Origin of the sequence: Variovorax boronicumulans (assembly GCF_040544675.1) — a bacterium.
In the GTDB taxonomy this organism is placed as follows: Bacteria; Pseudomonadota; Gammaproteobacteria; order Burkholderiales; family Burkholderiaceae_C; genus Variovorax; species Variovorax boronicumulans_D.
This window is the reverse complement of sequence record NZ_JBEPKK010000001.1, coordinates 46,494-59,773: the sequence shown is the minus strand read 5'-3', so window position 1 is coordinate 59,773 and position 13,280 is coordinate 46,494. Positions and strand designations below refer to the sequence as shown.

Annotated in this window: 10 protein-coding genes; 2 read left to right on the top strand and 8 right to left on the bottom strand. The window is 69.3% G+C overall.

All coding sequences use genetic code 11. The features are described from left to right. Nucleotides 1-39: 39 nt before the first annotated feature. Entirely contained in the window at nt 40-696 is a 657-nt protein-coding gene (locus tag ABIC90_RS00175; RefSeq protein WP_354352018.1) for a DUF1345 domain-containing protein, read from the bottom strand. A 216-nt stretch (nt 697-912) separates the two neighbouring features. Here ABIC90_RS00175 and ABIC90_RS00170 point away from each other — a divergent pair, with 216 nt between their 5' ends. Both ABIC90_RS00170 and ABIC90_RS00165 read left to right on the top strand, forming a co-directional pair. Then, on the top strand, nt 913-1,752 hold the full coding sequence (locus ABIC90_RS00170) for a hypothetical protein (RefSeq protein WP_354352017.1): 840 nt from the start codon (nt 913-915) through the stop codon (nt 1,750-1,752). Between the two features lie 102 nt (nt 1,753-1,854). Further along, nucleotides 1,855-2,559, top strand: coding sequence for a glutathione S-transferase N-terminal domain-containing protein (locus tag ABIC90_RS00165; RefSeq protein WP_354352016.1), 705 nt, complete (start codon nt 1,855-1,857; stop codon nt 2,557-2,559). Here ABIC90_RS00165 and ABIC90_RS00160 read toward each other — a convergent pair. The 7 genes from ABIC90_RS00160 to ABIC90_RS00130 form a co-directional block, all read right to left on the bottom strand. Continuing rightward, the gene (locus tag ABIC90_RS00160) at nt 2,477-4,966 is read right to left on the bottom strand and encodes a penicillin acylase family protein (RefSeq protein ID WP_354352015.1); all 2,490 of its coding nucleotides are present in this window, start codon (nt 4,964-4,966) and stop codon (nt 2,477-2,479) included. The genes ABIC90_RS00165 and ABIC90_RS00160 overlap by 83 nt on opposite strands. A 33-nt stretch (nt 4,967-4,999) precedes the next feature. After that, the gene (locus ABIC90_RS00155) at nt 5,000-5,239 is read right to left on the bottom strand and encodes a hypothetical protein (protein WP_354352014.1); all 240 of its coding nucleotides are present in this window, start codon (nt 5,237-5,239) and stop codon (nt 5,000-5,002) included. Between the two features lie 127 nt (nt 5,240-5,366). Continuing rightward, a complete protein-coding gene (locus ABIC90_RS00150; RefSeq protein WP_354352013.1) occupies nt 5,367-6,809 on the bottom strand; it encodes an efflux transporter outer membrane subunit in 1,443 nt (480 codons plus the stop codon). Nucleotides 6,810-6,822: 13 nt separating this feature from the next. Next, nucleotides 6,823-8,853: a MacB family efflux pump subunit gene (locus ABIC90_RS00145; RefSeq protein WP_354352012.1), complete on the bottom strand. Its 2,031-nt coding sequence runs from the start codon at nt 8,851-8,853 to the stop codon at nt 6,823-6,825. Continuing rightward, nucleotides 8,850-10,004 (bottom strand): efflux RND transporter periplasmic adaptor subunit, encoded by a 1,155-nt coding sequence (locus tag ABIC90_RS00140; protein WP_354352011.1) that lies wholly within the window; start codon nt 10,002-10,004, stop codon nt 8,850-8,852. Before ABIC90_RS00140 ends, ABIC90_RS00145 begins: the two co-directional genes overlap by 4 nt. A 127-nt stretch (nt 10,005-10,131) precedes the next feature. After that, the gene (locus ABIC90_RS00135) at nt 10,132-11,442 is read right to left on the bottom strand and encodes a lysine N(6)-hydroxylase/L-ornithine N(5)-oxygenase family protein (protein ID WP_354352010.1); all 1,311 of its coding nucleotides are present in this window, start codon (nt 11,440-11,442) and stop codon (nt 10,132-10,134) included. A gap of 50 nt (nt 11,443-11,492) precedes the next feature. Further along, nucleotides 11,493-13,175, bottom strand: coding sequence for a cyclic peptide export ABC transporter (locus tag ABIC90_RS00130; RefSeq protein WP_354352009.1), 1,683 nt, complete (start codon nt 13,173-13,175; stop codon nt 11,493-11,495). Nucleotides 13,176-13,280: the final 105 nt, after the last annotated feature.

Sequence of the window (13,280 nt, the reverse complement as noted above, 5' to 3'; positions counted from 1 at the left end):
CGGCAGAGGGTTGGCGCAGCGACACGAAGTGCGCGCAGCCTATATCGCGCCCGCCACCACGTTGATCGACAGCGCCAGCACCAGCATGTTGAACGCAAAGGCCAGCACGCTGTGGACCAGCGTGATGCGCCGCATCTCACGCGATGTGGCCTGCACGTCGGACACCTGCGAGGTCATGCCGATCACGTACGAGTAGTAGAGAAAGTCGAAGTAGTCCGGGGCGTCGTCCTTGCCCGGAAAGTCCAGGCCGCCGTCGGCGGTGCCGCTCTTCTGGTCGATGTAGTAGCGGTGCGCGTAGTGAAAGGCGTAGATCGTGTGCATCATCAGCCAGGAGCCGGCCAGCGCCACCACGCCCAGCAGCACATGCCCCGCGCGCTCCCAGCCGGTCAGCTGCTTGACCTGCTGCAGCAGCATCGCGATGGCCACCACGCTCACGCACACCACCACCAGCATCGACACCAGGATCATCAGGTTGGGCTGGTCCAGCGACTGCGCGCGCTCGCGCGTGCGCCGCGCATCGAAGGTTTCGATCAGCCACCAGGTCAGCGCCTGGTACACCAGCACCCCGGCACACCACCCCGCCAGCCCGCGCGCCATGCCGCTCAGGTGCCAGGGAAAAAATGCGACCGCCGCGCCGGCAACCGTGCCGTAGAGAAGACGCTGCGGGCCCGTGGTGGTGGAGAGGTGTTTGCGCATGCGGGCACTGTAGCGCCGGGCCCCGGACCGTCGAGAAATTCCTACATGAAGAGCCGCATTCGACGCATTCGGCGCACTGCGGCGCTTTACTAATGTTCTGCGGTTTCAGGGGAGCCCGCCCGAGGCATCACGCAGTGCAGACCGGACAACCGAACGATGCACGCGCCACGCAAGCTGCCCGAGGCCTCTTTTTTCATCTTCCGAAGGATTTTTCGCATGCTGTCGCTTCGCTCCCGTCCATTCGGCCGGACGTGCAGATTCGGCGCCCTTGGCGCGCTCGCCGGTTCCGGTTTTCTCTTTGCGGCGATGCCCGCGCTGGCCGACCCCTCGCCGGCGCTGGACCGCTTCAGTTTCTCGGTGGGCGGCTTCAGCGCCGATCCGAAGCTCAACGCCTCGGTGGCCACGCCCTACGGCACGCTGCAGACCGGCGACATCAAACCAGGCCGCGTGACCATGCCCCGCGTCAGCGCCGACCTGCTGCTCGGCGACAGCCAGGGCATTTCGTTCGACTACTACCAGTACAAGCGCGACTACGGCGGCCAGTTCGGCAACAGCACCTCGCTCGGCCCCTTCGGCACGCTGAGCACTTTCGGCAACGCGAACCTGAACACCAAGCTCGACTTCGCCAAGCTCTCGTACAAGTGGTGGATCGGCTCGGGCAACACCGTGCTCGGCCTGGGCGCCGGCGCAGCCTACTACCGCGCGACGCTCGGCACGTCGGCACTCGCCGCCGTCAACGGCCAGATCGGCACGCTGAACGAGCGCTCGAGCGACAACGCGATCGCACCGCTGCTGGAGATCGGCGTGCGCCATGCCATCACCCCCGACCTGCGCCTCTTCGCCGATGCCTCGGGTGTGTGGAAGAGCAGCGGCCGCTTCCACGGCAACATCTACAACGCGTCGGCGGGCGTCGAGTGGTTCCCGGTGAAGAACGTGGGCGTGGTGGTCTCCTATGGCGTGACCAACATCGACCTGACCCGCGAAAGCGACTTTGCCGACTCGCGGCTCAAGGTGCGCCTGCAAGGCCCCTCGGCGTTCCTGAAGGCGCGCTTCTGACGCGTTTCTGACGCGCGGTGGAGCCGCCCCCCGGCTCGGCGGCAGCCCGGGCGCCCGACCGCGGGGGCAGAATCCCCAGCTTGCGCTTTTTCAGGACCTCCCATGACCGATCTCTCGCACTTCCCCATCACCGGCAAATGGCCGGCACAACACCCCGAGCGCCTGCAGTTGTATTCGCTGCCCACGCCCAACGGCGTGAAGGTGTCGATCATGCTGGAGGAAACCGGCCTGCCCTACGAGCCGCATCTGGTGAGCTTCGAGACGCAGGACCAGATGTCGCCCGAATTCCTGTCGCTCAACCCAAACAACAAGATCCCGGCCATCCTCGACCCTGACGGTCCCGGCGGCAAGCCGCTCGCGCTGTTCGAATCGGGCGCGATCCTGATTTACCTGGCCGAGAAGACCGGCAAGTTCATGCCGCAGGACGCCGCCGGCCGCTACGAAACCATCCAGTGGGTGATGTTCCAGATGGGCGGCATCGGGCCGATGTTCGGCCAGTTGGGCTTCTTCAACAAGTTCGCCGGCAAGGACTACGAAGACAAGCGCCCGCGCGACCGCTATGTCGCCGAATCCAGGCGCCTGTTGGGCGTGCTCGACAAGCGCCTGGCCGACCGCGCCTGGATCATGGGCGACAGCTACACCATCGCCGACGTCGCCACCTTCCCGTGGATCCGCAACCTCGTCGGCTTCTACGAAGCGGGCGAGCTGGTGGGCTTCGATGACTTCAAGAACGTGGCTCGGGCGCTGGAAGCCTTCGTGGCGCGGCCGGCCGTCGTGAAGGGGCTGGGTATTCCGAAGCGGGGCTGATCGTGCTGCGCCGGAGCAAGGGATCGCGCGCGATGTCCTGCTCGCGGAACGGAAAGCGCAGCCAATCCTTCCTTGCATAGCGCGCCACCGGCGCCAGGCCCGGGCCGTTCGTCACCGCGGTTTCGCGCCCGCCGTGTGCCAGCAGCGTGCGCGCCTGCACGCCGTGCCGGTCGAAGTACACCACCTGCAGATAGCTGTTGCCATGCGAACGATCGCCCATGGTGTAGTCGCCCTCGTTGGCGCAGGCCACGGTGAAGTAGCCCTCGGCGTCGCAGCCTCCGAAGAGCGGAACCCGGCGGCCTTCGCTGCGCGCGAAGCGGTGCGCGCTGAGCGGCGCGTCCGGCGCCCAGCCCTTCTGGCGCATGTCCTCGACCGCACCGGCGAGCGCGAGCGCCACGCGCGGGTCTGCCGCATTGACGCCGGGCACCCTCAACGGCATCTGTGCCGAGAAGGTCGTTGAGTAGAACTCCGGCTCCGGAATCTTCTGCAGGCGAGTCCAGAAGGCGTCCCACAGCAGCGCACCACCCTTGTCCTGGGCATCGGCGCGGTTCGACCAGCGGCGAAGCACCTCGCAGGCCTGCTGCACCCCGGGCGCCAGCGCGGCCTCGCCCGGCATGCACGCGCGATCGAGCAAGGGTTGCTTGAACTGGTCCGCGGTGTAGGAGCGGGCTTCGAGCGCCTTGTGCATCATCCGCTGCGCCAAGCCCTTGGCCGAGCTTTCGCCTGCGCTCGCGAGTTCGCCCGCGATGCGGTGCCCCTCTCGTCCGCGCATCGAGAGCGACTGGCCTTCGCCGCCGAGGATGGACGCGAAGCCGGTCAAGGGCTGCGCGGGGTGGGTGAGCCAGTAGCTGTCGTTCATGTTGGCGACATAGTCTTCGCGCAGCGCGCTCGGCAGCTTGTCGACAGACATGCTGCCGGCCTGGCCCGAGGGCTCCCCGGTCTGCCATTCGCAGGCCGAACGGCTGCCGTCGAGCAGCGGCGTGCGCGGATCGATCGCGGCAAAGGCCTTGGACAGCGGCGTCGCGCAGGCTATGCGCAGCTCGTCCGGCACACCGGGCACGGCGCCGATGTCGGCATACCAGACGCGGCCGTCACCGCGCCCGATCGCCGCCGTGTTGACCCAGGGCATGCCCGCCTCCTCTTTCTGGATCGCGATGAATTCGTCGAGCGAACGCGCCCGGTTCCAACGCAGGAAGTTGCGAAAGATGCGCGGGTTGCCCGCGTTGATATCGCGGATGGCGAGTGCCTTGCCGCCGCGCCAGCCGAGCGCCTCATGGCGCGCCGCCAGATCGACCACCGGACCGAAGCGCGTGCTGTAGAGCGTGCGGTGCACCACCTCCGTGGTGCCGTCGGGCCGGCGCACCTGCACCGCCAGCGGCTGCGTCCGCATGGGCTCGGACACGCCGTCGACCAGGTAGCGCGTGGCGTCGGCAGGGTCCAGCGTCAGCTCGAACAGCCCGAAGCGACGCGCGGCGGACACCGTGTGGCTCCAGGCCACGTCGTTGTTGAAGCCGATCATGATCACCGGAATGCCGAGAAAGGACACGCCCGCCACATCCAGCTTGCCCGGCAAGCTCAGGTGCGCCTGATAGAAGCGGTCCGGCCCGCCCCAGTACCAATGCGGGTTGCCGAACAGCACGCCGCCGCGCTCGCCGGTGGCCGCCTGGCCGAAGGCCATCACGTTGCTGCCGATGCCGCGCGCATCGCCCACAGGAATGTCGAGCCTGGACGACAGCGAGAGCGTGTCCGCCGGCGCGGGCGGTGCGGCGGCAGCCGGCCTGGCGTTCACGATTTCGGAGACGAAGTGCGTGTAGCCGCCCGCCAATGCGGCGGCGATCATGCGCCGGTAGACATCGTCGGGTTCGATGGGCCGCACCCATGGCGCGTGGCCGCAGGCATGCCGCACCACACGCGTTGACCGCATTGACGCCACATGGCGGTTGTAGCCCTCTGCATAGCCCGCGATGAGTTCGTTGAGTTCAGCCGGCTGCTCGCGCTTGAATGCCGCGACCGCCTCGGGGCCGGCGAAGGCCCTGAAGAAAAAGTCCAGGTCCAGGTTCAGGGGTTCGCCGAAGGTCGAGCGCGTGGCCGGCTTCTTGTCGGCGCCGAAGTACAGGGAGCGTTCTCCCCGGTAGGTGACGAAGGCATCGGCCAGCGTGCACAGCGCGTCCTCGGCCTGTGCCCGGCCCACGCCCATGCCCACCCCACGCCAGGTGGTGGCCCGCACATGCGGAATGCCGTCGCCGGTGCGGCGTATTTCGATGGAAGCCGTGGGCGATTCGCCGCGGGCCCATGCAGGAGCGGTGCCGGTGAATGCGCCCGCGAGCGCGATGGCCACGATGGCGAAGGAGACAGCGGCAGTGCGGCGACCCCGCGCGCGGGCACCGGGCTTGAGGATTGATTTCATTTGTTCCTTGGACTTGAGCGGTTCGAAAGCCGGCTATTGCAGGTCGGCGCCGCGGCGCCGCGCGTCGTCCAGCGCGGGCCTGACCAGAACGGCGCCCGCCAGCGCCCACAGCGTGAGCGCCTCGTCGAATGCGCGCACATGCCGCGGGTCTTCGGCGAGCCAGTGCACGAGCTGGTCCGCATGGTGGCGCGAAGGTGCGTCATGCAGCTTGCAGAAAAGCGCCCAGGCCGTATCGACGGCAGTCTCTGAGGAAACGGAAGTTCTGTTGGCCATCGTCGACTGCGTTGGATCTGTGCCGGGGTTGGCTTCGTCTCTCGTATTGACGCAGGGCCCGTGCATATGTTCATGCCGGAGGCTTCCGAAGAAGCTGGCGCTCACCCGACACGCGATGCGGGCGGCCTCAACTTCCAGGTTCGCCCCGCGCGAGCACGCCGCTGTCGCCCTGCCATCCGCCGCCCAGCGCGCGGTACAGCGCGACGCGCGCCTGCAGCCGGGCTTGCCGCAGCTGGATGTCCAGGTCCTGCGCGGCATACAGCGCGCGCTGCGCATCGAGCAGCACCAGCAGCGTCTCGGCGCCCGCCCGGTAGCGCAGCTCCGACAGCTGCGCCGCACGGCGGGCCTGCAACAGTTCGTCGGCCTGCGCCGATGCTTGTGCATCGATGCCTGCGATGGCCTGGAGCGCGGTTTCGGCGTCCGCAAAGGCGCCGATGATCGCGGCGCGGTAGGCGGCCAGCAACTCTTCGCGCCGCGCCTCGGCCAGGGCGCGTTCGCCCGCGAGCCGCCCGCCGTCGAAGATGGGCGCCGCCAGGCCGGCGGCGAGGCTGTAGATCGGGTTGTCGAACAGCCCGCCGGCCGCCTGCCCCTGCAGGCCCAGCGATGCGCTGAGCGTGACGCGCGGCAGCAGCGCGGCGCGTGCCGCCTGCACGTTCGCATCGGCCGCGGCCAGCCGCGCCTCGGCCTGCGCGAGGTCGGGGCGACGCACCAGCAGTTGCGATGGAAGGCCCGCCGAAATGCTGGGAATGCGCAGCATGTCGAGCCGTCCCTCCCCCTCCCCCTCCCTCTCTGCCGGCGCAGGCGCGGGCAAGCCGAGCAGCAGGGCCAGCGCGGTTTCTGCATGGCGCGCCTGCTGGCGCAGGCGTGGGAGTTCGCGCACCCGCGCCGCCACCAGGCCGCGCTGCTGGGCCAGCTCCAGCGGCGCGGCCGCCCCGGCGCGGCCGCGCGATTCCACCAGCTGCAAGACCCGCTGCGCGTTCGCGAGGCTGCTGCCAGCAATTGCCGCGCGCTCGCGCAGGCCCTGCAGCTGCAGCCACGACGACGCGACCTCGGCAGTGACGCTCAGCTGCACCGCATCGCGTTCGAAGACGCTGGCACGCAGGCCCTCGCGCGCCTCGCGGTGCAGCGCGGCCTGTCGCCCCCACAGGTCGAGCTCGTAGCGGGCCGCGAAGCCGACGGCGTGCGCATTGCCGTCGACCGACGCATGGCCACCGACGCGGGCCTGGCGGCTGGCATCGACCTGGCCCGTGAGCTCGGGCGAGCGTTGCGCGCCCGCAATGCGCGCCTGCGCCCTGGCGCCGTCGACGCGCGCCAGCGACATCGCCAGGTCCTGGTTGTGCGCCTGCGCCTGAGCGATCAATGCGTCGAGTTCGCTGCTGCCCAGGTGGCGCCACCAGTGCACATCGACAGCGGCGGCGGCATCGGTATCGGATCGCTCGCTTGTCCATGACGAAGGCGGTTGCACCGCATGCGGCGGCAGGGCCGCGGGCGCGGCACAACCGGCGAGAAAAAATGCGCACACCCACGACAGGGGCGACAGGCGCGAGCGGCAAGGTTTTGGGGTCTGCATGGTGCTGCGATGTCTATTGCGATGCCAGCGCCACGACCGGGTCCAGCCGGGCCGCATTCCTCGCGGGCATGAAACCGAAGATCAGGCCGGTCAGCACGGCGCAGCCGAAGGCCCCGACGCTGGCCAGCAGCGGGAAGACCACCGGCACTCCGGCCAGCGTGAGCACCCCGACGATCGCCAGCCCCGCGACCACGCCCACGGTGCCGCCCACCGAGGTCAGCAGCACCGCCTCGGTCAGGAACTGGCGCAGGATGTCGGTCTGCCGCGCACCGGTCGCCATGCGGATGCCGACCTCGCGGGTGCGCTCGCGCACCGTCATCAGCATCACGTTCATCACGCCGATGCCGCCCACCACCAGAGAAATGGTGGCGATCAGGCCGAGCATCAGCGTCATCGCGCGTGCGGTGGCCGACTGCGCGCGGATCGCCTCGATGCGGTTCCACACCTTCACGTCGCGCATGCGGCGCTGCGCGGCCAACAGGGTCTCGATTTCCTCGGCCGTGGCGAGCGCCTGTTCCAGGTGGCGAACCTTCACGCCGATCCAGGTCGGGTTGCGGTGGCCGAAGAGCCGCGCGGCGGCGGCCGAGAACGGCACGATGACGCGGTCATCCTGGTCGGTGCCATCGGCCGTTCCCTTGGCCGCGAGCACCGCGATGACCTGGAACGGCACCTTGTCGACCAGGATGTCCTGCCCGATCGGATCGCTGCCGTCCGCGAACAAGGTCTTGCGCACCGTCTGGCCGATCACGGCCACCTTGGCCGCGGCCGCCTCGTCGGCTTCGTCGAACATCCGGCCCTCGGTGGTCTTCCACCCGAGCACCTCGGCGAAACCGACCGTGGTACCGCCGCCCTCGGACGAATGATCGACGTTGCCCCGGCGCACGACCACCCGGTCCTCGATGTAGGGCGCGACGGCCTCGACCTCCGGCACGCCGCGGATGGTTTCGACATCGTCCAGCGTGAGCGGCGCGGCCGGCGCGCGCACGCTGCCCTCGCGCGCGGCCGCGAACATGGTGCGCACGCCGAAGGTCTCGAACTGCGCAAGCACCTGCTGCTGCGAGCCGCCCCCGACCGCCAGCATCGCGATGACCGAGGCCACGCCGATGACGATGCCCAGCAGCGTCAGCCCGGTGCGAAAGCGGTTGCTCCACATGACGCGCCAGGCCGCGCGCGCCGCCTCGTGCAGGTCCGCGGCCAGCGAGGCATGGGTGTGGCGGCCGGATGCGTTCGACCTGCGCGCGGCCGTGGCGGCGGAGGTGGGCGCATCAGGCACGGGCACGGGCACCCGGCTCTCGCCCGAATCCGCCACGATCTGGCCGTCGCGGATCTCTACGACGCGGCGTGCCTGTGCGGCCACCTGGCGGTCGTGCGTGATCAGGATCACCGTGTGCCCCGCATCCGCCAGTTCGTTCAGCAGCTTCATGACCTCCGCGCCGCTCTGGCTATCGAGCGCGCCGGTGGGCTCGTCGGCCAGGATGATGCGGCCGCCGTTCATGAGGGCGCGGGCGATCGCCACGCGCTGCTGCTGGCCGCCGGACAGCTGGCCGGGCCGGTGGTCCAGCCGCGTGCCCATTGCCAGTCGCTCGAGCAGCGCGGTGGCGCGCACGCGGCGCTCGGCCTCCGGCATGCCCGCGTAGAGCGCCGGAATCTCGACGTTCTCGCGCGCCGATTCGGTCGGCACGAGGTGATAGCCCTGGAAGACGAAGCCGAACGCCTCGCGCCGCAGCCGGGCCATCGCATCGGCGTCGAGGGTGGCGACGTCCTGGCCTTCGAACAGGTAGCGCCCGCCGGTGGGCCGGTCGAGGCAGCCCAGGATGTGCATGAGCGTGGACTTGCCCGATCCCGAGGCGCCGACGATGGCAACGAATTCGCCGGCGTGCAGCCGCAGCGAAATGCCGCGCAGCACCAGCACGGGCGCGGCGCCCGCGGCCTCGCTTTCATCGGCGTGCCCGTAGGCCTTGCGGATGTCCTGCAGCTCGATCAACGGCAAGGGCTGATCGGCTGGATCGACCCGGTCGGCCGGCGCGCCTGTGCTCGGCGTCATGGCTTGGCGGCGCTGCCGGTGACCACACGGTCCCCGACCTGCACGCCGTCGAGCACCTCGGCCTTCACCCGGTTGCGCACGCCGATGCGCACCGGCCGGGTTTCGACGGTGCCGTCGCCGCGCAGCACCCGCACGGCGAAGCGGTCGCCGCTGCCGCCGGCACCGGCCACCGGCACGAGGGCCGCAGCGGGCACCACGGCCGCATCCCTGGTGGCGGCCTCGACGAACGCGACCTGCGCGGTCATCTGCGGCATCAGCGCGCCGTCGGCGTTGTCCACGTCGAACAGCGCCGTGTAGACCACGACCTTGTTGCCCGCCGCCGCCGGCGTGGTGCCGCTCTCGCTGCCGCCGGCCTTGGGTGCCGGCGTCGGCGGCGCGGGCAGCAGCTGGCGCACCGTGCCCTGCCAGCGGCGCCGGTCCGCGCCCAGTGTCGTGAAGTACACGGGCATGCCCGCCTTGACGCGCCGCACATCGGCCTCCGACACCTCGGACCACACGGTCATGGACGACAGGTCGGCAATGCGCAGCACGTTCGGCGTCTGGTAGGTGGCGTTGAGGGTCTGGCCCTCCCGCGCCTCCACCGACACGACCGTGCCGGCCATCGGCGCATAGATGCGCGTGTAGCCCAGGCGCGCCTCGTCGGCCTTCAGCGTGGCCTGGGTCTGCGCGATCTGGGCCTGGAGGTTGTCGATGCGGGCCGCGGCCGAGGCCAGCGCGGCTTCGGCGCTCTGCACGTCTTCTTCGCGCGTTGCGCCGTCGATCGCCATGCGGTGTTGCCGCGCATGCTGCTGGCCGGCCAGGCGGTGCTGGGCGCGCTGCTCCGCCAGCTGCGCGCGCAAGCCGGCCAGCGAAGCACGCCCCGCGTCGACGGTGGCGCGCTGCACGCTGGGGTCGATCTCCACCAGCAGTTGCCCCTTTTCCACCACATCACCGGGCTGCACCTGCAGCCGCAGGATCTGCCCCGACACCTGCGCGCCTACATCGACATAGCGCCGCGGCTGCAGCGTGCCGAGCGCAGTGACGCTGGACTCGATGGTCGCGCGCGACACCGCCACGGTATCGACGGCGGTGGCGGGGCGACCCGCCCAGAGAAGGCTCGCACCGGCAGCGGCCAGAAGAAGAACAAGCAGGAGAGAAACGATTCGGCGCATATCGACGGGACAAGGTACATTCAGGCGGCCCGCGACCGAGGCCCCCGGGGAACGCCTCGCGACGGGAAGAAGGAGGCGCATGAAAAGGCTCATGGAGGCCCGGGGGAGCCCCGCGACGGGGCACGCGTCAGATCTGGACGGCCTGCTGCGCCTGCGCTTCGTCCCGCACCGCGCTGCGCATGCGCGGATGCGCGGCGAGCAAGGCATTGCCGATCTCGCCGGTGCGCACCGAGGTCACCGACAGCAGCGTGTCGCTCAGGCCATGGCTGCTCTCGCAGGCGCCCTGCAGGTAGATGCCCGGGTGGAAATCGGGCGTAGCTTTCAGGCGGTAGCAGCGGTCCACGTCGTAGTCGCCGATGTACGGCGCGAGCGGCGCGAGCAGGTCCTTGTGCTGCTCGCGCGCGTAACCGGTGGCCAGCACCACGGCGTCGTAGCGCACGGTGCTCTCGCGCTGCACGTCGCGGTCCAGCAGCGTGAGGTGGATGCCGTCCTGCGCGGCGCGCACCGCCCGCACCTCGTGCTGGCGCAGCATGCGCAGGCGGTTGCCGCGCGCCACCTTCTGGTCGTAGAAGACCTTGTAGATCTGCTGGATCAGGTCGAGGTCGGCCACCGCGTAGTTGGTCTGCGAGAACTCGTCCAGCAGCGCGGCGCGCACCTCGCGGTCCTGGCTGTACATGTAGTCGGTGAAGTCGGCGTTGAAGACTTCGTTGACGAAGGGACTGTCGTCCGAGGGGCGGATCGAGCGCGCGCGCATGATCAGGTCGACCTGCGGCGCGCTGGCGCGGCCCTGCAGGTCCATGAAGATCTCCGCCGCGCTCTGGCCCGCGCCCACGATGGCGACGCGGCGCGCATGGGGATGCTGCGCGATGTCCTTCAGGTAGCTGCTCGAATGGAACACGCGCGCGTCGTCGCGCAGGGCGCGAAAGCCTTCGGGAATGTTGGGCACGCCGCCGATGCTCACCACCAGGTTGCGCGCAAGGCGCTCCTGCACCCGGCCCTCGGCGGTGCGCGAGCGCACGCGCAGCAGCGACACCTCGCCCGCCTGCTTTTCGGGCAGCACCTCGAACACTTCCTCGCCGTAGCGGCACGCATCCTCGAACTGGCCCGCGGCCCAGCCCAGGTAGTCGTTGAACTCGTGGCGGCTCGGGAAGAAGCTCTTGAGGTTGATGAAGTCCGTCAGGCGCCCCTTCTCGTACAGGTAGTTCACAAAAGTGAAGCGGCTGGTCGGGTTGCGCAGCGTCGCCAGGTCCTTCAGGAACGAGATCTGCATGTGCGCCTGGTCCAGCAGCATGTGCGGATGCCAGGCAAAGCCGGGCTGGCGCTCGATGAAGAGCGCGTCCAGCGGCTTGCTGCCGTGGCGCTTTTCTTCAAGGGCGATGGCCAGCGCGACGTTCGACGGGCCGAAGCCGATTCCGATCAGGTCCTGGATGTGCTGCATGGGATGTCAACTCCTGTGTGTGTTGGATGCGATCGAGACGGCGCGAGCCTTCACGCGGCCAGGCTCGCCGGGGCGCGGGCCCGGTCTTCCGCAATGCGTCCGGCCTTCATGGTGATGACGCGGTCGGCCACGTGGAAGTAGCGGTCGTCGTGCGAGATGACCACGAGCAGGTGCCCCTTGGCGCGCAGCTCGGGCAGCAGCTCGGTGTAGAACAGGTGGCGGAAGGCCGGGTCCTGGTCGGCAGCCCACTCGTCGAACACCAGCACCGGCCGGCCTTCGAGGTAGGCATGCACCAGCGCCAGGCGCTTGCGCTGTCCGGTGGAGAGATCGACGGTGCTGAACGAGCCGTCCTTGATGCTGACCTTGTGGGCGATTTCCAGGCGCTGCAGGTAGGGCAGCGCCGTCTGCGGCAGTCCGTGCGCGCCCTCTTCGCCCTGGCCGTCGCCGGCCAGGTCCTCGAACAGGTAGAAGTCCGAGAACACGGTGGTGAAGAGCTGCCGGTAGTCGTCGCGCGCCTCGGGTGTCACCACGGCGCCGTCGCGCAACACATCCCCCTGCTGCGGCGCGTAGAGGCCGAGCAGAAGCTTGATCAGCGTGGTCTTGCCGGAGCCGTTGTCGCCCACCACGAACACCATCTCGCCGCGGCGCAGCGACAGGTCGATAGGGCCGAGCACGAACGGCTCGCCGCCCTCCGGTGCGTCGAAGGCATAGCGCACGCCGCGCATGCCGATGCCCTCGGCCAACGCCTCCTTGCCGCCGGCGCGCCCAAGGTGCAAGTGCGGTTCGGGGCTGGCGAAGCGCGCCGACAGGTCGGCGATGCGCTGGAAGGCCACCTTGGCGCGGCCCACGCTGGGCAGCGTGCCGGCGATCTGGTCGATCGGCCCCTTCAGGAACAGCATCACCAGTACAAAACCGCTGAGCACCACGGGCTCGGTCGTGCTGAACGCGGCCCATCCCAGAATCAGCGCGATCAGCAGAAAGAACAGGGCCGAGCCGAAAGCGGTGGCGATCACATAGGTGTTGATGGCGCGGCCGTTGACGCTGCGGATCTTGTCGACGATGTGCTCGATCTGGCCGCCGAACATGCGGGTGCGGCGCTCGCGGTGCATGCGCAGCTCCTTGGCGCCCTCGCTGATCTGGCGGTAGGCCTTGTGCAGCTGGTCCTCGTGCTCGCGCGCCTTCCAGAAGCCGACTTCGGCGCGGGTCTGCGCCAGGATCTGGACACCCCCGCCCACAACCAGCGCAATGACCAGCAACCCGAACAGCGGCAGCGACAACCAGGCCAGGTACCCGAGGCAGCCAAGTGCGATGGCCACGGCGATCAGCGTGGAGGACAACACGAAAGCGACGTCACTGATCATGTCCACGTCTTGCGACAGCACGGGCATGAGGCGGTGCGTGCGGTAGCGCTCGAGCGCATCGATGGGCGCCGACAGAATCTTCTGGGCCAGGCTCTTGCGCACCTGTGCCACCAGGCGCTGCCCGACGAAGTTGGTCGACATATCGGAAGCCATTCGGCCGAACAGCGCGACCAGGCACAGCACGATGAAGGTCAGCAACAGGCCGCCGGCCATACCGCCGGGCTGATTCAGAACGACGTTGATGGTGCGCAGCAGGAACACCGTGGCCGCACCGGCGCAGATGCCTGTCGCCAGCGACAGCAGGATCCAGGGAAGAAAGGGTTGGAGCAAGCGCGCTACCTCCGCGCGATTGCCATGGCCGCTCGATGTCATGCAAGAAGTCTTTCCGCCCGTCGGGGCGATTGCGGCAGCGCAACGCCGCCCTTCTCATAGACGGCCCGGCGCGCCCGATGTTCATCGGGCGCTTGAGCGGACCGT